The sequence below is a fragment of the Cellulomonas sp. Leaf334 genome (assembly GCF_001424195.1).
GTDB lineage: Bacteria > Actinomycetota > Actinomycetes > Actinomycetales > Cellulomonadaceae > Cellulomonas.
Genome location: NZ_LMOO01000001.1, coordinates 124,633 through 144,484, shown reverse-complemented (window position 1 = coordinate 144,484; position 19,852 = coordinate 124,633). Strand labels below are relative to the sequence as shown.

The window sequence follows — 19,852 nt, the reverse complement described above, 5'->3', positions numbered from 1 at the left end:
CATGCACGCAGACCTCACCCGCCGCACCTTCGACCCCGCGCTGGGGTTCCGGTCCGTCGTCATGCAGCAAGGCCGCGTCCTGCTCGACGCCGAGTGGAACGAGCAGGCCGACATCACCGCGCACCACGACGAGGTGCGCACCGCGGACATCGTCGGGCCGGCCGGCGGCGTGGACCCCGGCGACGGCTCCCCCGGGCCGTTCGCCATCGTGTCGCTGAGCACCGGTGACGTGCCCGACGACGGCGAGGTGCCGTGGGAGGACCTCGGGGTGACACCCGGGCGCTACTACGTCGACGGCGAGCTCGTCGAGTCGCCGGAGCCGCCCGGAGCCGCGACGGCGTGGCCGTTGACCGAACAGCCGTACCTGCCGCAGGTCTCGGACGAGCCCGCGCTCGGCCAGCCCGCGGCGAACGGTCGGTACGCGGTCTTCCTCGACGTGTTCGACCGCCTGGTGACCGCCGACGAGCGGCCCGAGCTGCTCGAGTCGGCCCTCGGCGGGCCCGACACCGCTGCACGTGCGCAGACCGTCTGGCAGGTACGGCTCGAGACGCTGCCCGGCGACGAGGTCTGCTCGCAGGTCGCCGGCGCGCTGCCGGTGCGCGTCCCGCGGCTCATGGTCGCCGGGGTCGCGGACGCCGAGGCGCAGACCGACCCCTGCTCGATCACCGCTGGCAGCGGCTACGAGCTGCTCGAGAACCAGCTCTACCGGGTCGAGGTGCACGACGTCGACGGTGCCGCGCGGTTCGTGTGGTCGCGCGAGAACGGCTCCGTCGTCGCCAAGCTGGTCTCCGTCGAGCCGTCGATCGTCACCGGCATGGACCACGCGCTCGAGCTGGACCGGGTCGGGCGCGACGAGGAGCTGTCGATCCTGCCGGGCGACCTCGTGGAGGTCACCAGCGTCGCCCTGCAGCTGCAGCACCGGCCGGGGTTCCTCGCGCGGGTGGGCTCGACGGTCGACTCCGTCGCCGAGAACGTCGTGCACGTCGCGTGGCTCGACACCGCCGTGACCAGCGTGGCCGCACTCGGCGGGACGCCCGTCGTGCGCCGCTGGGACGGCGGCCCGACGCCGCTGAGCGCGGCGCCGCAGCCGCTCGAGGGTGGCATCACGGTCACGTTCCCGGCAGGTGGCACCCCCGACGTCGGCGACCACTGGCTCATCCCCGCGCGCACGGTCCGGCTCGCGTACGGCGTGACGGCCCGCCAGGGCACCATCGAGTGGCCCGGCCTGCCGGACGCTCCTCTCGCCCTGGCACCGCACGGCCCGAGCACGCACCGCGCCCAGCTCGGCATCCTGGAGCGCACCGCGGACGGCTGGACCCTCGTCGCCGACTGCCGTTCCCTGTTCCCGCCGCTGACGGCGATGACGTCGATCGACCTGGTCGGCGGCGACGGCCAGGAGGCCATGCCGGGCGACGAGCTGCCCGAGCCCGTCCGTGTCGTCGTCCGGCGCGGTGCCATCCCCGTCGCCGGCGAGGACGTGCGGTTCACCGCCGCCGGTGGCACGCTGCGCTCCGGCGACGGGGGCTCCGCCAACCCGCTCGTCGTCACGACCGGCCCGGACGGCCTCGCCACCGTGCGGTGGACGCTCGACCTCGGCGGTGCGACCACGCAGACCCTGACCGCCCAGCGCCTCACGGACACCCTGGGCGTCGAGGACGTCCCGGTGGTCGTCACGGGCCGGCTCTCCGTCGCGAGCCAGGTCGCATGGGCACCGGTGTGCGAGGGGTTCGCGCAGACACGCACCGTCCAGGACGCGCTCGCCCGTCTCGTCGAGACCCCGAGTCTCGCGCTCGTCGGCGGCGACGGGCAGGAGGTCGCCGACCGCGGCTCGACCGTGCCCCAGCTGATCCGGGTCGCCGTCGACACCCCGTGCGGCCCGGTCCGCAGGGCGACCGTCTCCGCGACGGTCGCGCGCACCGGCCTCGTGCTCGGCGTGGCGGACGGCTCGCCCGTCCCGCCGACGCTCGCGAACACCCCCGGCGCCGACCAGCGCGTCGTGACGCAGACCGACGAGCAGGGCGTCGCGGCGTTCGTGTGGCAGCCCGGGTTCCTCCAGCGCGACACGGGCGCCGGCGAGACCAGCGACGTGCTGACGATCGTGCTCGAGGAGGTGCCCGGCCCCGTTCAGCCCGACGAGGCACCCGTCCGGGTCACCGCACAGCTCGACCCGCCCGGAGGTCGGACCCCCGGCGTCCACGTCACGGCCGTGCGGTTCTTCTCCGGCGAGGACCTCGAGAACGACGAGGTGTACAGCTTCGAGGAGCTGGGCGGTCAGTTCCCCGGGATCGCCGTGCTGCTCGACGCCCCCGTGCTCCAGGAGAGCGTCCAGGGCAAGCCGGTCGGGCGCGTGCTGCTCGAGCTGCCCTGGCCCGTCCCCCCCGAGTCCGAGATGTGGGCTGCGCCGCCGGCGTGGGCGCGACGGACCGTGGAGATCGCCGGGAACCTCAATGCGGACGGCGCCCTCATCATCTGGACGCCGCAGCAGCCGCTCGACGAGCTCTTCCAGCGCGTCATCCGGCAGCTGCGCCAGCTCGCGGCGGAGCAGCAGCTCGGCGAGCCCCCGCTGCCGCTGCTCCTGCGGCTGCAGCTCGACGGGTGGGCGATCATCGGGGAGGACCCGAGGCTGCACCTCAACGGGCACGCCACCACGGTCATGACCGAGAGGCGGACGGACCTGGAGCTGCCCACGACCGACGAGGTCACGGGCGGACGGTTCGAGACGTGGTTCTGGTTCGACGAGCAGCGCGACGTCGGGCCCCCTCGTCGGGACGTGTTCGTCCCGGGCCGGATCGACCTCGGGCGTCTCGACATCGACCCGCGACGACTGCTCCGGCCGCCCGGTGCCACCATCGCACCGGTGAACCCGGTGCCGCGGCTCGCCGTGGACGACCTGCTGGGTCGCACCCGCGGGTTCGTCACGCGGCACGCTGCGGAGGCCGGCGTCGAGGTGACGTTCGTCGAGGAGGACGCCGCCGGCGTGCGCGGCGGGACGGTCCTCGGCACGGACGTGCCTGCCGGCGAGACGCTGCTCGGCGGCGAGCACCTGGTCGTCCGGGTCGCCCGGGGAGCGAGCGGATGAGCAGCCCGCGGGCGCTGGCCGAGCGCGAGCCCGGCATGTCGGGTCCCGACCGGCGTGCGGGCTCCGTCGCCGCCGGCGGGGCAGCCCTGGACAGCACGACGCGCCGCGCGATGGAGGCCGGGTTCTCGCACGACTTCTCCACCGTGCGGGTGCATGCCGACGAACGGGCCGGCACGGCCGCGCGGGGACTGCGCGCACGGGCGTTCACGGTCGGGACCGACGTGGTGTTCGCGCCCGGGGCGTACCGGCCCGCGACGGCCGAGGGTCGCAGGCTCGTCGCGCACGAGCTCGCGCACGTCGCGCAGCAGGCGGCCGGCCCGGCCGGCGTCGCCCGGTCACCCGTCACGAGGGCGACGGGACGCGGCCACCCGTCGGAGCGGGAGGCGGACACCGCCGCCGCGACCGTGCTCGCCGGCGGCCGGTTCGTCGTGCACGAACGGCCACCCGCCGGTGCGCAGTGCGAGGACGAGGCCGAGAAGCAGCCCGGGGCGGGCGAGGAGGTCGTCAAGGGTCTGTCGAAGCTCGTCGACAAGGCGAAGGACGACCCCAAGATCAGGAAGGAGATCATCGAACCCGCGACCGAGCTGGTCACCGGCCCGTTCTCTGCGCTGTCGGGCGGCGAGAAGGGTGCGCTCATCGGGTTCGGCGCAGCAACCTACGGACTGGGCATCGGGTCTCTGCTCGCCGACCCGTCAGGCCGCCAGAAGCTCCAGGGGTTCAACCTCGCGACCCCGCTGACGCTCGTCCCGTACGCGACGCTCACGAAGCTCGACTTCCAGCTGCCCGACGCGACGAACCCGAACCTGCGGTTCCGGACGGCGTTCGACCTCGGTGACCTGATCAAGCTCTCTCGCGGCTGGAAGGGCCTGAGCCTGACGGCCGACCTGTCCTGGTCGTGGGACCCCGCCGCCGAACGCCTCTCGCTGGCCGGCGGCACCGCGAAGCTCGGGCTGCTGCCGGGGCTGAGCGTCTCGGGCGGGACCTTCCCGTCCCTGCTCCAGCTCCAGCCGGCGTTCGCGCCGCCGGAGCTGCCCGGCATCGGGCGGAGCCGCTTCGACTTCGGCGAGGCGCCGAAGATCCCCGACACCCGCATCATGCTGAACATCGACCTGCTCAAGCTGCCCACCGTGGGCGACGCCCTGAAGAAGATGTTCTGACGACTACGGCACCTGCATCCCGTACATCCGTGCGTAGTTGCGCCAGTCGAACAAGGACATGAAGCCCTGCTCCGCGGTGTCGACGCTCCCCTGCGCCGCACCCGACGCGGTGGACTGCGTGCGGGACGCGTTCGAGGAGCCGCGTGCCGCACCGCCGCGTTCCGAGGGGTCCGTCGCGGGCAGCGCATCGCGGTGGGCGGCCGCGTCGGACGCCGGTCGGGCGCCCGCGTGGGTCATCCACCGCTGCAGCGCGTCGTGGAGCGACTCGCCCTCGACGCTCCCGACGAAGTCGTCGCCGAACTCCCCACCTGCGGCGTTGCTCGGAATGTCCTCGGGCGAGAAGCCGCTGCGGTACGAGTCGCCCCACTCGCCCAGCCACTGCGCGATCTCGTTCCCGAGCCCGAGCCCCTCCGCGACGACGCTCCCCGCGGAGACCGCCATGCGCGCCGCTGCGGCGAAGTGCCGGATGTCCACCCACCCGTAGGTGTCGGTGAAGAAGTACCGGTCCGTGTTGCCCGCATGCGCGTCGCTGAGTGCGTTCAGCACGGCGATGACGGAGCCGTCGCCCTCGTGGGCCGAGACCCAGTCGAGCACGTGCGACGGGTCGGTCGTGCCCGCCTGGTTGGGGGCACGGTGCAGGACGAGCGCGCCAGTCCCCCGACGGGCCGGCGCGAGCTCGTGCCCGACGGTCTGCCCGCTCGCCGCCCGCTCGGCCAGACGGCCCGCCTGCGCCTCCGCCGCGGCCCCGCCCCCGCCCGTGCCGGCCCGGTTCTGCAGGACGTGCACGACCTCGTGCGCCACGAGCCGGGGAGCTGCGTCGGCCGGCAGCGAGATGGCGTCGCCGTAGGTGAACGCGTGCGCCCGGACGCGCCGACGACCGTCCGCGCCGGCGTCGGCGTCGGCCACCCGGATCGACGACAGGTCGTGCCCGGCGAACGCGTGCTCGAGCCGCGCGCGGTGCGGCAGCCCGCCCGTCGCGGCGCCCGTCACCGTGTCCGCCGCGACCTGCTCGACGCTGCGCCGCGGCTCCCTGCCCCGGGACGTCACGCCTGTCGCCGTGGTCCGGTCGCGCCCCGGTTGGCGACGCGGCCGTTCTTCGCGAGCTCCCAGCGCACCGCCTGCGCCAGGTGCGACATGGTCAGGACGCCCCCGTCGTCGGCCGCGAGGTAGGCCGCCTGCAGCGCGGCGGCGGCGATCGCCCCACCGGACAGGTCCGCCTCCGCGAGCCGGCCCAGGTCGAGGTCCGCCGTGGGCAGCGCGGCGGGCAACGACTGCTGCCACATGCGCAGCCGGGCGGGGCGGTCCGGGTACGGGAACGTCACGATCGTCGACAGCCGCCGGGTGAACGCGACGTCCAGCGCCGAGCGCGCGTTCGTCGTCAGGACCGCGAGGCCGCCGAACGACTCGAGCCGCTGCAGCAGGTAGCCGACCTCGACGTTCGCGTACCGGTCATGACTGTCCTTGACCTCCGAGCGTTTGCCGAACAGGGCGTCCGCCTCGTCGAAGAGCAGCACCATGCCGCCGTCCTCCGCGGCGTCGAACAGCTGCGCGAGGCGCTTCTCCGTCTCCCCCAGGTACTTGTCGACCACCTGGCTGAGGTCCACGTGCACGAGGTCCAGCGCGAGGTCGTGCGCGACCACCTCCGCCGCGAACGTCTTGCCCGTCCCGGAGTCCCCCGCGAACAGCGCCGCGGTGCCGCGCCCACGCTCGCTCGCCGCGGCGAACCCCCACGCGTCGAGCACGGTCGTGCGGTGCCGGGCCGCGGCCACCAGCGCGCGCAGCTGGGCGAGCTGCTCGTCGGGCAGCACGAGCCGGTCCCAGCCGACAGTGGTGCTCCGGACCCGTGCCAGCCCTCCGACGTCGGCGCGCGGCCGGCGGCGGCACGCGGTCCACAGCGACACCCCGCGAGCGACCTCGTCGGCGGCGACACGCACGTCGGGCAACGCCAGGTCGAACGTCCCCGCGGCCGCGGCCACCTCCTGCTCCGGGACCTGCGCACCGGCTCGGCGCAGAGCACGCGCGTACGTCCCGGAGCGCTCGCCCGCGCCGAGCCGCGGGACCCGCAGCACCGGCACCGCGAGCCCGTCCAGACCGCCGGCCACGGCCCCGCCCGGCCGGTCCGACACCGTCATGACCAACGGGACCTCGCTCGTCGGGACGACGCGGCCCACCGCAGGCACGAGCCCGGGCGGTGCCTGCTCGAGGTCCAGCACCCACCCGACCCGGCCGAGCACGGACTCGCGGGCCATCCGCCGCACGAGGGCGGCGAGCTCCGGGCCGCTGGTCGGCAGGTCGGACGCCGCCACGAGCCGGGGCTCGAGCCCCACGGTCGCGCACGCGGCCGCGGCGATCTCCCGGGTCGAGCGCGGCTGCGGGCCGCGCAGCACGACGAGACCGTCCGCCGCCCACCGTCGCACCACCTCGGCGGCCACCGCGGCGTGCGTCGGGGGCAGGTCGGGCGGCGCCTCGAGCGGTCGGCTGAGCCCGTCGAGGCGCTCGTCGCTCGTCTCGACGCCGACCAGGTGGTGCACGACGCGCTCGTCGGGCAGCAGCGGCGTCGCCAGCAGCGCGGTCGGGTCCTGCGGGCGCAGGAGCGACCACGCCCGCAAGGGGGCCGTATGGGTCAGGGCGTCCCAGTGCGGGTCCGGCAGGATCGCGAGCGCGGCGGCGAAGGTGAGGAACGGCTGCCCGGTGCGCTCCGCGAGCTCGCGTCCGACGTCCCCCACGAGGTCCGGCCCGTACGCGAGCAGCAGCGTCGCCCGCTCGAACGAGGACAGGTCGAACGCGACCGCGACCTCGTCGAGCCGGCTGGCGCCCGGGCTGCGCGCGCGGAGCCGTTCGAGCCGGTCGCGGGCGGGCGCGGGGTCCTGGCCCGTGACGAGCGCGCGCAGCACGTCGAGCTCGGCGACGACGAGGTCGCGGTCCGCCGTCGGCGACCGCGCCTGCCCACCTGCCGGCGGTGTCGCCGTCGAGGTCGCGGTCACGGCACCGTCACCGCCGGGGTGTCGTACTCGTCGCCGGTCGCCGACGGCACCGACTCGGCGCCGTCGACGCTCACGCGCACGAGCCACGTGCCGGCGGTGAGCGCGGTCTCGACCACGTCGAGGGTCGACGGCGGGACGGGGTCGCCCGGGTCGGCGGGCTCGACCAGCACCGGGGCCGGCGGGAACGTCACGGTCACCACGCCGGGGTCGTCGGGCAGCCCTCCGGTGAGCCGGCCGAACGTGACGGTCGCGCGCTGCCCCTCGTGCAGCGCGGGCACCACCCGGACCCGCACGAGGCCCGCGGGACGCGTCACGTTGGTGATGCGTGGGACCACGGTGAGGGCGACCCCGTTCGACCGTCCGGTCACGCGTTCCGGCTCGCCGCTGACCGGGTCCTCGGGCTGCACGTGGGCCACCTGCAGCCGATGCGGGCCTGCGGGCACGCGGTCGCTGAGCGCGACGACGACCTGGTTGCCGGTCGACCCGGCCTCCGGAACCAGCCGCCGACCCCCGATCGTGACGACGGTCGAGCGCGCCCCGAGCAGGCCCGCGCCGAGGAGGCGGAGCGTCGCGCCCGTGACCGCGGGACCGGTGCCGTCGACGACCACCTGCTCGAGCCGCGCCTGCGTGAAGGTCCGCACGTCGAGGTCCCGCTGCCGGACCGGCAGCGCACTGCGCACCGGCACGTCGGCCTCCAGCAGCACGACCGTCGCGGTGTAGGTCTGCGACAGCAGGTACGACGCGCCGAGCACGCCCCACAGCTTGGAGATCTCCTCGAGCGTCAGCGGTGTCGAGGACAGCTTGACCAGCTCGGCCTGGTCGGCGAGGTCGGCGTGGTCGAGGAACGCGGTCGAGCCCGACCCGTACTTGTCGATCGCGTGCTCGATGACGTCCTTGGTGAGCACCGGTGTCACCGACAGAGCCAGCGCGCTGCGGGCGAGCAGCCGCTGCGGCTCGAGCGCGGTCTCGTCGCCGTAGGCCGTGACGAGGTAGTGCAGGTCGAGGGCGGCCACGGGCCGGCGCGTGAGGGCGCCCGCGGGGGTACGCGTCGGCAGGTCGGACAGGTTCCACGCGTGGTTCGGCGTGACCTGGTAGAGGTACACGTTCAGCCCGGCGGAGTCCGTCCCGGGCCCGTCGTCGGCGACGAGCTGGGCCGGCCGGAGCGTGGTGACGTCGGCGCCGCCGACCGGGTCCGGCAGCCAGGACAGCGACTCGTGCAGGACGTGCCGGATGGTCGTCGTGACCGCGGCGATCGCCAGGACGTTGCTCACCGCGCCCACCTCCGGTCCTGGCGTGCCAGGTACGCCGCGTGGTCGATCGCGGGGGACGACGCGGCCGGCCGGGCCGGGGCCGGGACGGGTGCCGGCTCGCGGCTCACCTCGATGCGGTCGACGTGCACGTGCACCTCACCCGCGCCCACCCGGACGTCGTCCAGACGGACCTGGCCGCGCCCGTCGGGGCGCACGCGCCGCGGGCTCGTGGTCGGGACGGCGACGAGCCGCTCGGCCTCACGACGCGTGAGCGCCCGGGCATCGAGGAGCGCGGGTGCGAGCTGGTCGAGCAGGAGGGCGGCCGGGACGGTCCGGGAGCCCGGCTGCCCGGTGGCCGCGGCCTCCTCGCGACGGGGCCGGTCTGCTCCGCGCGACGCCGTCGGGGTGGTCTCGCCCGGGTCGTCGCCGGGTCGGTCCGGCGCCGGCGGGAGCCCGGTCGCCGCAGCGGCGGGTCGGAGCGGCGGGACGTCCGCCGCCACCGCGGGGTGGTCCGGCTCGGTCCCGGGCTGCTCGGGACGAGCAGAGGGTCGGGTGGTCGCCGGTCGCGCCGCGACGGGATCCAGCGGCGGCGTGCCCGTCGCGGGCACGGCGGGCGTGCGCGGTGCCGCACCCACGAGGTCCTCGAGCGGAGCCACGTCCGGAGCCGGGACGAGCGGGGCGACGACCCGCCGTGCCGTCGTCCGCCGGCCCACCGCCGGCAGGACGTCCCTGCCCGGCGGTTCCGGGGGGAACGACACCGGCGGGTCGGGCCTCGGCGACTTCGGCGCCCGGCCGTCGCGTGGCGCGACGTCGAACCGCTCCACCTCGAGCGGGACGACCCCGGCGGACGGGGTGCCCGCAGCCTCGCGGCCCCGCCCGGGCTCGAACCGCGACGCGCGCCGGAACGCGAGCGCGGGGGCGGTCCCCGCCGCGCGGGCTGCGAGCCGGTCGAACACGTCGCCCACGGTCCGTCACCACTCCGCTCGTACGAGGTCGAGGTAGGCGCGTCGCCGCACGGGCGTCATCGCGAGCACGGCGTCCTGCGACCAGCCGTACGCGGCGGCGAGCTCGGCGACGTCGGCGAGCAGCGTGCGTGCCTGCTCGGTGACCTGGTCGGTGAGCAGGTCGACGACGTCGACGTCGGCCGTGACGTCCTGACCGCACCCGGGGCAGGAGGCGCGCACGGTGGCGGCCGCGAGTCCCGTGAGGTCGTCGGCTGCGCGGGCGACCTGCGCGAGGTCGTCGTCGGTGGTGCCGGCGCCGGGGGGCCAGGTCTCGCAGCGTTCCCGCAGGTGTCGTGCGGGGTCGGACGACGTGATCGCGTCGAGGACGTCGCTCGTCGTCGGTGCGCGGACGACGACCTCGCCCGACGCGCAGGCGACGCGGCGTTCGAGCGGGTCCGACTCGTCGTGGGCGCTCTGCGCCGAGTCGGCCAGTGCCCGGAGGTCGAGCGGGACGTCGAGCACCTGCCCGCAGGTGGGGCACCCGAGCACGGTGGCGAGAGTCGGCCCGCTCCGCTCGCGCAGCTCGTCGAGCGCTGCCGCGGCCGAGGCGGCCAACGGGGCGTCGCACGCCGAGGCCACGTCCGCGACGGTGCCGCGCGCGGTCAGCACGACGGCGCCACGTGCCGCCGGCACGGTCGAGGTCAGCGCCTCCCACAGGGTGAGCGTCGCGTGCGCGGACGTCAGGTGCGCAGGCGCTGCCTCGACCGCCCGCGCGTGCATCACGGCTCGACGAACGTCGGCTCAGTGGGCTCGGTGACGGCGTAGTCGCGTTCCCAGCCCTCGTTCTCGAGCTTGATCGTCTGGATCGCGACGGCGTTGGCGTTGGCGTCGAGGTCCGGCAGGGCCTGGAACTCCGAGACCCAGCACCGGAACACCCGGTAGGCGAGGGCGAGCTGGCCGGCTTCGTTGTAGACCTCGACGATCACGTCCTTGCGGAAGTCCTTCAGCGAGACCTCCGCACCGAGCCCGGAGCCGAAGTTCCACACCTTGTTGGCCCACGCCTCGAACTCGACGTCGTGCGTGACGCCCCGTTCGAGGGTGATCGCCTCGAACTCGGTGCGTCCGGGCGACTTGCGCGAGCTCGACGGATCACCGCCCGCGCGGTGCTTGACCACCTCGGTGGTCTTCTTCAGGGCGCCGACCTTCGCGACGCCCGCAACGTACCTGCCGTCCCACTTCACCCGGAACTTGAAGTTCTTGTACGGGTCGAAACGGCCGGCGTTCACAGTGAACTCAGCCACGAGAGGCCTCCTACGCCGCCGCCGCGGCTGTCTTCTGCTGGATGGAGATGAGGACGAACTCGGCCGGCTTGAGCGGCGCGAAGCCGACCTGGATGTTGACGATGCCGCGGTCGATGTCGTACTGCGTGGTGGTCTCCGCGTCGCACTTGACGAAGTACGCGTCACGCGGCGTCGCCCCCTGGAACGCGCCCTTGCGGAAGAGGTCCTGGAGGAACGCGCCGACGGACATGCGGATCTGGCCCCACAGCGGCTCGTCGTTCGGTTCGAAGACGACCCACTGGGTGCCCCGGTACAGGCTCTCCTCCAGGAAGAGGGCGAGCCGGCGGACCGGGACGTACTTGTAGTCGTCGGCGAGCGAGTCGGCGCCGCGGACAGTTCGTGCGCCCCAGACCACGGAGCCGGCTTCGCGGAAGGTGCGCAGCGCGTTGACGCCCGCTCGGTTGAGCGTGCCGTTCTGGTCGTTCGTGAGGCTGACGGCGAGGTCGACGACGCCGGTGAGGCCGGCCTCGAGGCCCGCGGGGGCCTTCCACACGCCGCGTGAGCCGTCCGTGCGCGCCATGACGCCCGCGATCGCGCCGCCCGGCGCGAACGTGTCGATCGCGCCGTTGCGCAGCGGGTCGGCGTGCCGGATCCGCGGGAAGTACAGCGCTGCGTTGCGCGTCACGGTGCCGACGAGGCCGAGGGTGCCGGCGGCATAGTCCGTGGCGTCCTCGGCGACGAGCGCCGCGGGAGGGTCGATGACGAGGAACGCGCGACGCTCCTGCGCGTACGCGAGGGCCGGTGCCCACACGCCGTCCGGCAGGTCACCGGTCGGCGTCGGTGGGGGGATCACGACGATCGTGACCAGGTCGGCCAGCTCGAGCGCGTACAGGCCACGCTTGGCCGCCTGGAAACCGGCGCCCACGTAGTCGTCCGCGTCGACGGCCGCGCCGTCGGCGCCCACGACGTCCACCGCGTAGCTCGCCGCTCCGGGGGCGGCGGCGGGGAGCGCACCGTCGACCGTGACCAGCTGGGAGGCGTCGAGCACGCGGTCCACGCGCTGAGGACCGTCGACCACCGTGACGTTGCGGAACACCTCGACGGGGTCGGTCAACGCCGGGTCCCCGTCGTGGATCGCTAGCGTGAACAGGTCTGCCGCGGTGACGCCCTGGGCGTCGGCGACCTCGGCCGCCTCCCCCGCCGGGAGCGTGGACACGGCGATCTGCAGCGTGTTGGCCCAGGCTCCCGGCCCGCTCGCCTCGAGCCCCAGACCGTCGACGTCGAACGTCGCCACCGCGGCATCCGCGGCGACGACCCGGACGATGAGCGCGGGACCGCCTCCGTTGAGGTAGAAGTCCCGGACGGCGTAGCCGAGCCCGCGACCCCGCGACAGGCCGCCGAACACTCGCTCGAACTCGGCGAAGCTCGAGATGGGCACGGGCTCGTCGACGGGTCCACGGGCCGCGACACCGACGAACGCCGTGATGGCGGTCGCGACACCCGTGATCGTGCGGTTCCCGCTCGGCACCTCGGTGATGTAGACCCCGGGGTAGGTGGGTGTGATGGTCATGGAGTGCTCCTTCGTGACGCGGTACGTCCCCGCGCTGACGAGACTCGCGACCGTGCGTCAACCCGGCGTCACCCCGCCGTCACGACCCCGCAGATCGGGCCCGGGAGGGTGGTCGGACGGCCGGGCTCGCTACTGTCAGGCATGGGCGTCGTCGACCACCTCACGCCGCTGCTGGGCCGCTGGCAGGGCACGAACCGCCTCCGTCTCATGCCCACCGACGAGTTCCGGTCCTCGACCGCGACCGCGACGATCGGCGTGACGGCGGCCCGGTTCGTCTCGATCGCGTACACATGGTCGGACGGCGACGCCCCGCAGGACGGGCTCCTGCTGCTGGGCGGGGACGACGACGCGGCCGGCGTCTGGGTGGACTCGTGGCACACCGGGCCGACCTGGATGACGTTCACCGGCGGCATCGAGGACGGCGAGCTGCGGCTCCGGGGCTCCTACCCCGCGGAGTCGGGTCCGGACTGGGGCTGGCACATCCACGTCCGGCCGGGCGACGCGGTCCTCACCATGCACAACGTCGTGCCCGGCCACGAGCCGTACCAGGTCGTCGAGCTCGCGCTCCAGCCGATGCGCTGAGCGGCCTCAACCGCGCGGCAGGACCGTCAGGACCCGCACCAGATGGTCGTGGAACTCCTGCATGTAGGTCCGCAGGAACTCGGCCGTCGCGTCGTCGCCGACGCTGCCGTCGGGCGCGAACACGTCGGGCGAGTACTGGATGTAGGCCTCGGGCGACGTCATCTGGCGCGCGTTGCAGAAGCTCAGGACGGCGCGCAGGCTCTGCTGGCCGACGGCCGTGCCGATCGCCCCGACGGACGCCCCGATGACGGCGGCCGGCACGTGGTCGAACGAGTTCTGCCCCCAGGGTCGAGACGCCCAGTCGATGGCGTTCTTGAGGGCGCCCGGGATGGACCGGTTGTACTCCGGGGACACGAACAGGACCGCGTCGACACCCGCGATCGCCTCCTTCAGCGCGCGGGCCTCGGGAGGGTAGTCGGCGTCGTAGTCGGGGCTGTACAGCGGGAGGTTCCCGATGGGCAGCTCGACGAACTCGAGATCGGCGGGTGCGAGCGCGATGAGCGCCCGGGACAGGACGCGGTTGATGGACGTGGACGAGAGGCTCCCGACGAAGTACCCGACCGTGTAGCTGCGCGACATGGCTCTTCCGATCCCGGCGACCGCAGTCGTGAGCCCGGCCGCCGACGTCGACGTGGAGAGGGCTGACCCGACCACGGTAGGACGGGCGTGGAGGTCGTGCGAACGATGTCGCACGGCACGTGGCCCGGATCGGTGGCGAAACACGAACCTGCTGGTCAGCGCCGCGGTACGCTCACCGCAGGTCCGCACGGTGCAGACCTCCGAAGGCCAAGGTCCCCTTTCGTCGTTGTGCCCAGGAGGCTCGATGGCTGACCGAGCGGAACGGACCCGCACGCGACTGAACGGATTCGTTCGCGTCTGGTCGTCCGCCGCGGGCGCCCCGCGGCTGCGCCGGCCCACCGACATCCTCCTGCTCGTCGTCTCGATCCTCGCCCTCGGGGTGCTCGCGCTCGCCGCGCCGGGGCCGTCGGGCGCCGACGCAGCGCTGGACACGTTGCTCGCGTGGCTGCAGCCGCTGTTCGGCTGGCTGTGGAGCGTCGTCTACGCCGTCATGACGCTGTGGGCGGTCGGGGTCGTCGCGCTCGCCGCGGCGAGCCGGGGCCGGCGCCGGCTCCTGGTCGACCAGGCCACCGCGTCCGCCCTCGCCTTCGGCGCCGCGATCGGCGTCGGTGCCCTCGCCGGGACGCATCCGTCCGCCATCGTCGACGGGCTGGTGTCGTCGGGCCCGCCGGTCGTGTACGTCGCGAGCCGGGTCGCGATCCTCACGGCGATCATCGTCACGGCGTCCCCGCACCTCGCCCGGCCCTGGCGGTACGCGAGCCGCGTCGTCATCGGTCTGGGTGCCGTGGCGGCGATCGGGCTGAACGCGACGAACCTCATCGGGGCCAGTGCCGCGATCGCCGTCGGGATCGCGGCCGCGGCCATCACCCACCTGGTCCTGGGGTCGCCGCAGGGGCGCCTCACCGACGCGCAGGTCCAGGTCGCGCTGGCCGACCTCGGCGTGCCGACGACCTCGGTCTCGGCGTCCCCGGACCCGACAGCCGTGGACCTGCTGGTCGCCCGCACGGAGCAGGACGCCGAGCTGAGGGTCACGGTCTACGGACGGGACGCGTGGGACAGCCAGCTCGTCGGTTCGCTGTGGACGGCCCTGACCCGCCGCGGCGAGCGCGCGCAGATCTGGGGCACGCGACGCTCCCGGGTCGAGCACGAGGCCCTCTTCACGCTGCTGGCGGCGAAGGCGGGGGTGCCGACGCTCGACGTCGTCGCGGTCGGTGTGGCCGACCAGGGCGACGCCCTGCTCGTCACCACCAGCCCGCGTGCGTCCCTGGGCGACCTCGATGCCGGCACGCTCGACGACGAGCTGCTCGCCGGGATGTGGCGAGCAGTCGTCGGGCTGAACCGCGCCGGGATCGCGCACGGGCGGATCGACAGCAGCCGGGTGGTCGTCCGGCTCGACGGCTCCCCCGCGCTGGCCGACTTCGACGCGGCCGGCCGGGCCGCCGACGAGGGTGACGTCCGCACCGACCAGGCGCGGCTCCTCGTCTGCACCGCCCTCGTCGTCGGACCGGACCGGGCGCTCGCCGCGGCGGTCACCGCCGTCGGCACGGACGGGCTCGCGGACGTGCTGCCCTACCTGCAGTCCGCGGCGCTCGGTCGCGGGACACGCGCGGACGTCCGTGCGGGGACCTGGACCCTCGACGAGCTGCGCGCGGCGGCGGTCGCCGCCGCGGGCGTCGAGGAGCCACCACTGGAGCGCCTGCGGCGCGTGACGCCGAGGTCGGTCGGCACCCTGCTCCTGACCGCGCTCATCGTGTACGTCGTCGTCACGATGCTCGCCGGGGTCGACCTGGCCAGCGTCGCCGACGCGCTGGCGTCCGCGGACTGGGTGTGGCTCGTCGCGGCACTGCTGCTCTCACCGTTCATCCAGACGGCGCTCGCCGGCGCGACCCTCGGCGCAGCGCTCGCGCGGCTGCGGTACGTCCCGGTCCTGATGCTGCAGTACTCCATCCAGTTCATCTCCCTCGTGCTCCCGTCGTCGGCCGCCCGCCTCGCGCTGGAGGTCCGCTTCTTCCAGAAGTTCGGGATCCCCGCCGGGTCGGCGCTGTCGTTCGGGCTCATCGACAGCGTCACGGGCTTCGTCGTCCAGGCGTCCCTCATCCTGATCATCGTCGTGAGCGGTCTGCCCGGGTTCACGTCGAGCCTCTCGACCGGGTCGACCAGCGGCGACTCCGGCTCCACGAGCCCCTCGCTGCTCGTCGTGCTGATCGCGCTGGTCGTCCTCACCGTGCTCATCACCCTGGCCGTGCCCCGGCTCCGCCACCGGGTCACCGCCCGGATCCCGAAGATCCGCGCGGCGATCGCGGAGCAGGCGCGCGCGGCCCACTCCGCGCTCGGGGTGCTGCGCAAGCCGGCGAAGGTGTCCGCGATGCTCGGCGGCAACCTCGGGGCACAGCTGCTCCAGGCCGGCGTCCTGGCCCTGTGCCTGCAGGCGTTCGGGCAGACCGCGCACTTCTCGCAGCTGATCCTCATCAACACCGCGGTGAGCCTGTTCGCCGGACTGATGCCCGTACCCGGGGGCATGGGCGTCACCGAGGCGGGCTTCACCGTCGGCCTGCAGGCCATCGGGGTGCCCAGCGCGATCGCCGTCTCCACGGCGATCACGTTCCGGCTCATCACGTTCTACCTCCCCCCGATCTGGGGGGCGGCCGCGATGCGCTGGCTGCGCCGGAACGAGTACGTCTGACGGTCGGCCTACTCGGGCTTGTACTTGAACGACAGCTGGAGCCGCGTCCGGTACAACAGGTCCCCGGCCTCCCCGACGACGACGTCCTGCTTGGTCACCTCCGCCACCCGCAGGTCGTGCAGCGATCCCCCGGCCGTGCTGATCGCCTCGGCCGCGGCGGCCTCCCAGGACGACGTGCTCGTCCCGATGACGTCGATCACTCGGTACACGCTCATGGTGATGGCCTCTCCTCGCTCGGAACCGACGACCCCATACTGGTCGCGGCCGGTCGGCACCACCACAGGGAGATCGTTGATGCGCCACACCCCGCGGTTCCTCCTGACCGACCAGGGCGAGGTCAAGCGGCTGGTCCGCCAGCACCCGTGGGCCACGTTCGTCTCGCCGGCGTCGACCGGGCTGGTCGCCTCCCACTACCCGGTGCTGGTGGAGGAGGGCGACGCCGACGGCATCACGCTCGTGAGCCACTTCGGCCGTCCCGACGAGACCCTGCACGAGCTCGGGCAGCACGAGGTCCTGGTGATCGTCCAGGGTCCGCACGACTACGTCTCCCCGAGCTGGTACCCGCCGGGCGACCTCGTGCCCACCTGGAACCACGTCACGGCGCACCTGTACGGCACGCCGGAGATCCTGGGTGACGACGAGAACTACGCGATGCTGGCGCTGCTCACCGACCACTTCGAGCACGGCCGGCCCGGCGGCCGCAGCCTCGACGAGGACGAGGAGGGCACCCGCCGCATCGCGAAGGGAACGGTCGGCCTGCGCCTGCGCGTCACCCGGTTCGACGCCCGGGCCAAGCTCAGCCAGAACAAGCCGCCCGACGTGGTCCGGAACGTGATCGCCCACCTCGACCCCACCCACCCGGCCCTGGCCGAGGAGATGCGCCGAGCACACGGGCGGGAGTAGTCCTAGCCTGGGTCGGGAGGTGATCGACGATGCACGCAGAGGTCGGGGACAAGGTCGTCATCCATGGCCGGACGGTCGGGGCGGCGGATCGCGGTGGCACGGTGATCGAGGCCCGCGGCGCGGACGGCCCGTACGTCGTGCGGTTCGACGACGGGCACGAGTCGCTCGTCTACCCGGGACCGGACCTGACGGTGGTGCGGACCTCGACCTGACGGGTCCCGGCTACTGCCGCGCCATCGCGATCCGCATCCGTTCCTCAGGGTCGATGACGTGGTCGTGGCCGTCGTCGCCGACGTCGACCTGGACCCAGTGGATCCGGCCGGTGAACCTGCTGGTCGCGTTCGTGTAGTCGGGGCTCACCGTGGTCCCGGACTCGTAGCCGATGTCGGTCGTCTCGTCGGCGGAGAACACCATCGGCTGGGTCATGGCGACCCGCCCCGTGCCGACGGCCGCACCGTCGTGGAAGAGCGTGACGTCGCCGCCCTTGGCCAGCCCACCGCCGTCGTAGGCGAACTCCATGCGGACCTGGTGCGTGCCCGCGGGGACCGGCACGTCGGCCGTGACGGTGAACTCGTGGATGCTGAGCACGTTGTAGCAGAACCTGAGCCTGCCGCCGGTGACGTAGACACTCCACCCGCCGAAGCGGCCCCCCTGGGCGATCAGCACACCCTGCACCCCGCCCGCCGGCACCTCGATCTCGGCGGTCACCGAGAACGACCGGTTCTTGACGCTCACCACGCTGTTCTCCGAGAGGCGTCCCATGCCTGCGAAGAACTGCTGGGACGTCCCTCGGATCAGGGTCGGCCGCCCGGCCATGCTCGCCTCGAGTCGCTCCCCGGTGCGGTCGTCCAGCGGGAGGACGTTGTACTTGGTGGCCTCGATCAGCCACAGCCGCTGCAGCGCGGCCAGCCTGTCGGGGTGCTCGGCGACGAGGTTGCGCGCCTGGCTGAAGTCCGTGCGCCCGTCGTACAGCTCCCAGACGTCGTCGTCGAACTCCGGCACGGTGCCACCGACCATCACCCACGGGGTCTTGTGCTTCGTGACCGCGCTCCAGCCACGGTGGTAGATGCCTCGGTTGCCGAACATCTCGAAGTACTGCAGGTCGTGCCGCTCCGGGGTGTCGGGCTCGTTGAACGTGTAGAGCATGGAGGTGCCCTCCATGGGCGACTGCTGCACGCCGTTCACCACGGTCGGCTCCGGGAGACCCGCGGCCTGCAGGATCGTCGGGGCGACGTCGATGACGTGCGTGAACTGCGACCGCAACCCGCCTGGTTCGGTGATCCCCCGCGGCCAGTGCACGATCGTGCCGTTGCGCGTGCCGCCCCAGTGGGAGGCCACCTGCTTGGTCCACTGCAGCGGGGAGTTCATCGCCCACCCCCAGCCCACCGAGTAGTGGTTGTAGGACGAGGGCGAGCCGAACTCGGCCATCTTCGAGACCAGGAACTCCGGCGTCTCCAGCGCGGCCATGCCGTTGAAGTTGGCCATCTCGTTGAACGCACCGTTCACGGTGCCCTCGGCCGAGGCGCCGTTGTCGCCGATGACGTAGTAGATCAGCGTGTCGTCGAGCACCCCGAGGTCCTCGATGGCGTCGAGCAGGCGACCGACGTGGTGGTCGGTGTGCTCCAGGAACGCGGCGTACACCTCCATCTGCCGGGCCAGCACCGGCTTGAGCTCGTCGGGCATGTCCGCCCACGCCGGGATCTCGGCGTGCCGCTCGGTCAGGACGGTGTCCGCCGGGACGACGCCGAGCTCCTTCTGGCGCGCGAACGTGCGCTCCCGCTCCACGTCCCAGCCCTCGTCGAACCGGCCCGCGTACTTCTCGATCCACTCCGCCGGGACGTGGTGCGGGGCGTGCGTGGCGCCGGGTGCGAAGTACAGGAAGAACGGCCGGTCAGGCATCAGCGCCTTCTGCTGGCGCACCCAGCCGACCGCGTGGTCCGCGAGGTCCTCGGTCAGGTGGTAGCCCTCCTCGGCCGACCGCGGGGGCTCCACCGGGGTGGTCCCGGAGTACAGGGCCGGGTCGTACTGGTTGTTCTCCCCGCCGATGAAGCCGTAGAACGTCTCGAAGCCGCCACCGCCCGACGGCCACGCGTCGAACGGCCCCATCGGGGACGACTGCCAGACCGGGACCTCGTGGCACTTGCCGAACTGCGCGGTGGAGTACCCGTTGAGCTTGAGCGTCATCGCCAGCGGCGCCTTGGTGTTCGGCCGCAGGGAGCTGTTCCCGGGCGCCGACGTCGCCGTCTCCGTGATGCTGCCCATGCCGACCGAGTGGTGGTTGCGACCGGTCAGCATGGCCTGCCGGGTCGGCGCGCACAGCGCCGTGGTGTGGAACCGGTTGAACTTCAGCCCGCGCGCCGCGAGGCGCTCGGCGTTCGGTGTCGCGCACGGGCCGCCGAACGCGCTGGACGCCCCGAAGCCCACGTCGTCGAGCAGGATGATCAGCACGTTCGGCGCACCCTCGGGTGGCAGCAGGGGCTCGATCGGCGGGTACGACGTGTCCGGGTCCTTCGCGTCGTACGTGGTCAGCCCCGGCGCGGGCCGGTCCGGGATGGGCAGCATCGTCCGTGCGTGCCGGTCAGCGCTCATGACTCTCCTTCGGGACTGGGCCGTCGGCAGCGCTCGCCGGGGCGGTCGAGAACGAGAGCACCTCGAGCCCCAGGTCGAACAGCTGGTGGAGGACCCCCTGGACGTGCGCCTGGTCGGTCAGGGTGCCGACGAGCTCGGTCCGGCCCTCGGCGGCGGTGAGCGTCATCCCCTCCACGGCGTCGCCGAACCGGGGGTCGAGCTCACCGGCGACGACGATCGTGCAGAGCATCACCCGGACATCGTGCGCACCCG

At 73.6% G+C, this 19,852-nt stretch carries 17 protein-coding genes; 6 read left to right on the top strand and 11 right to left on the bottom strand.

The window, feature by feature from the left end:
• The first annotated feature begins 1 nt into the window (after position 1).
• Both ASF78_RS22215 and ASF78_RS22655 read left to right on the top strand, forming a co-directional pair.
• A complete protein-coding gene (locus ASF78_RS22215; RefSeq protein ID WP_056583721.1) occupies positions 2-3,079 on the top strand; it encodes a DUF6519 domain-containing protein in 3,078 nt (1,025 codons plus the stop codon).
• Positions 3,076-4,236: a DUF4157 domain-containing protein gene (locus ASF78_RS22655; protein ID WP_056583720.1), complete on the top strand. Its 1,161-nt coding sequence runs from the start codon at positions 3,076-3,078 to the stop codon at positions 4,234-4,236. Before ASF78_RS22215 ends, ASF78_RS22655 begins: the two co-directional genes overlap by 4 nt.
• 3 nt (positions 4,237-4,239) lie before the next feature.
• Here the strand turns inward: ASF78_RS22655 and ASF78_RS00680 are convergent, their stop codons facing one another.
• Genes ASF78_RS00680 through ASF78_RS00650 form a run of 7 tightly spaced genes read right to left on the bottom strand, consistent with a single transcriptional unit; the run spans position 4,240 to position 12,264 of the window.
• Entirely contained in the window at positions 4,240-5,283 is a 1,044-nt protein-coding gene (locus ASF78_RS00680) for a DUF4157 domain-containing protein (protein WP_056583717.1), read from the bottom strand.
• Positions 5,280-7,220: an ATP-binding protein gene (locus ASF78_RS00675; RefSeq protein WP_056583714.1), complete on the bottom strand. Its 1,941-nt coding sequence runs from the start codon at positions 7,218-7,220 to the stop codon at positions 5,280-5,282. Before ASF78_RS00675 ends, ASF78_RS00680 begins: the two co-directional genes overlap by 4 nt.
• The gene (locus ASF78_RS00670) at positions 7,217-8,491 is read right to left on the bottom strand and encodes a DUF4255 domain-containing protein (protein ID WP_162243334.1); all 1,275 of its coding nucleotides are present in this window, start codon (positions 8,489-8,491) and stop codon (positions 7,217-7,219) included. The genes ASF78_RS00675 and ASF78_RS00670 overlap by 4 nt, the downstream gene beginning before the upstream one ends.
• On the bottom strand, positions 8,488-9,435 hold the full coding sequence (locus tag ASF78_RS00665; RefSeq protein ID WP_056583712.1) for a hypothetical protein: 948 nt from the start codon (positions 9,433-9,435) through the stop codon (positions 8,488-8,490). The genes ASF78_RS00670 and ASF78_RS00665 overlap by 4 nt, the downstream gene beginning before the upstream one ends.
• Before the next feature lie 6 nt (positions 9,436-9,441).
• On the bottom strand, positions 9,442-10,194 hold the full coding sequence (locus ASF78_RS00660; RefSeq protein ID WP_056583704.1) for a hypothetical protein: 753 nt from the start codon (positions 10,192-10,194) through the stop codon (positions 9,442-9,444).
• Positions 10,194-10,715 (bottom strand): phage tail protein, encoded by a 522-nt coding sequence (locus ASF78_RS00655; protein WP_056027931.1) that lies wholly within the window; start codon positions 10,713-10,715, stop codon positions 10,194-10,196. Before ASF78_RS00655 ends, ASF78_RS00660 begins: the two co-directional genes overlap by 1 nt.
• A gap of 10 nt (positions 10,716-10,725) precedes the next feature.
• The gene (locus tag ASF78_RS00650) at positions 10,726-12,264 is read right to left on the bottom strand and encodes a phage tail sheath subtilisin-like domain-containing protein (protein ID WP_056583701.1); all 1,539 of its coding nucleotides are present in this window, start codon (positions 12,262-12,264) and stop codon (positions 10,726-10,728) included.
• 141 nt (positions 12,265-12,405) lie between these two features.
• Between ASF78_RS00650 and ASF78_RS00645 the strand changes: the two genes are divergently transcribed.
• Complete coding sequence (locus ASF78_RS00645) at positions 12,406-12,846, top strand: DUF1579 family protein (protein ID WP_056583700.1); 441 nt, start codon at positions 12,406-12,408, stop codon at positions 12,844-12,846.
• A gap of 6 nt (positions 12,847-12,852) precedes the next feature.
• On the opposite strand, the gene ASF78_RS00640 is transcribed toward ASF78_RS00645, so the two are convergent.
• The gene (locus ASF78_RS00640; RefSeq protein ID WP_056583699.1) at positions 12,853-13,425 is read right to left on the bottom strand and encodes an NADPH-dependent FMN reductase; all 573 of its coding nucleotides are present in this window, start codon (positions 13,423-13,425) and stop codon (positions 12,853-12,855) included.
• Positions 13,426-13,669: 244 nt separating this feature from the next.
• Between ASF78_RS00640 and ASF78_RS00635 the strand changes: the two genes are divergently transcribed.
• Positions 13,670-16,108 (top strand): lysylphosphatidylglycerol synthase transmembrane domain-containing protein, encoded by a 2,439-nt coding sequence (locus tag ASF78_RS00635; protein ID WP_056583697.1) that lies wholly within the window; start codon positions 13,670-13,672, stop codon positions 16,106-16,108.
• A gap of 8 nt (positions 16,109-16,116) precedes the next feature.
• Here the strand turns inward: ASF78_RS00635 and ASF78_RS00630 are convergent, their stop codons facing one another.
• A complete protein-coding gene (locus ASF78_RS00630; protein ID WP_056587849.1) occupies positions 16,117-16,323 on the bottom strand; it encodes a dodecin family protein in 207 nt (68 codons plus the stop codon).
• A 79-nt stretch (positions 16,324-16,402) separates the two neighbouring features.
• Here ASF78_RS00630 and ASF78_RS00625 point away from each other — a divergent pair, with 79 nt between their 5' ends.
• Both ASF78_RS00625 and ASF78_RS00620 read left to right on the top strand, forming a co-directional pair.
• Entirely contained in the window at positions 16,403-17,011 is a 609-nt protein-coding gene (locus ASF78_RS00625; RefSeq protein ID WP_056583695.1) for an FMN-binding negative transcriptional regulator, read from the top strand.
• 29 nt (positions 17,012-17,040) lie between these two features.
• The gene (locus ASF78_RS00620) at positions 17,041-17,223 is read left to right on the top strand and encodes a DUF1918 domain-containing protein (protein ID WP_056583694.1); all 183 of its coding nucleotides are present in this window, start codon (positions 17,041-17,043) and stop codon (positions 17,221-17,223) included.
• 10 nt (positions 17,224-17,233) lie between these two features.
• On the opposite strand, the gene ASF78_RS00615 is transcribed toward ASF78_RS00620, so the two are convergent.
• Positions 17,234-19,600 carry an arylsulfatase gene (locus ASF78_RS00615; RefSeq protein WP_056583692.1) on the bottom strand — a complete coding sequence of 789 codons (2,367 nt, stop codon included), beginning with the start codon at positions 19,598-19,600 and terminating at the stop codon, positions 17,234-17,236.
• Positions 19,590-19,832, bottom strand: coding sequence for a hypothetical protein (locus ASF78_RS00610; RefSeq protein WP_056583690.1), 243 nt, complete (start codon positions 19,830-19,832; stop codon positions 19,590-19,592). Before ASF78_RS00610 ends, ASF78_RS00615 begins: the two co-directional genes overlap by 11 nt.
• Positions 19,833-19,852 lie beyond the last annotated feature (20 nt).

Bases quoted from the DNA above. Each gene is read 5' to 3' on its own strand.
- ASF78_RS00630 (WP_056587849.1), bottom strand. From the start codon at position 16,323: ATGAGCGTGTACCGAGTGATCGACGTCATCGGGACGAGCACGTCGTCC.
- ASF78_RS00625 (WP_056583695.1), top strand. From the start codon at position 16,403: ATGCGCCACACCCCGCGGTTCCTCCTGACCGACCAGGGCGAGGTCAAG.
- ASF78_RS00620 (WP_056583694.1), top strand. From the start codon at position 17,041: ATGCACGCAGAGGTCGGGGACAAGGTCGTCATCCATGGCCGGACGGTC.
- ASF78_RS00615 (WP_056583692.1), bottom strand. From the start codon at position 19,600: ATGAGCGCTGACCGGCACGCACGGACGATGCTGCCCATCCCGGACCGG.
- ASF78_RS00640 (WP_056583699.1), bottom strand. From the start codon at position 13,425: ATGTCGCGCAGCTACACGGTCGGGTACTTCGTCGGGAGCCTCTCGTCC.
- ASF78_RS00645 (WP_056583700.1), top strand. From the start codon at position 12,406: ATGGGCGTCGTCGACCACCTCACGCCGCTGCTGGGCCGCTGGCAGGGC.
- ASF78_RS22215 (WP_056583721.1), top strand. From the start codon at position 2: ATGCACGCAGACCTCACCCGCCGCACCTTCGACCCCGCGCTGGGGTTC.
- ASF78_RS00635 (WP_056583697.1), top strand. From the start codon at position 13,670: ATGGCTGACCGAGCGGAACGGACCCGCACGCGACTGAACGGATTCGTT.
- ASF78_RS00660 (WP_056583704.1), bottom strand. From the start codon at position 10,194: ATGCACGCGCGGGCGGTCGAGGCAGCGCCTGCGCACCTGACGTCCGCG.
- ASF78_RS00650 (WP_056583701.1), bottom strand. From the start codon at position 12,264: ATGACCATCACACCCACCTACCCCGGGGTCTACATCACCGAGGTGCCG.
- ASF78_RS22655 (WP_056583720.1), top strand. From the start codon at position 3,076: ATGAGCAGCCCGCGGGCGCTGGCCGAGCGCGAGCCCGGCATGTCGGGT.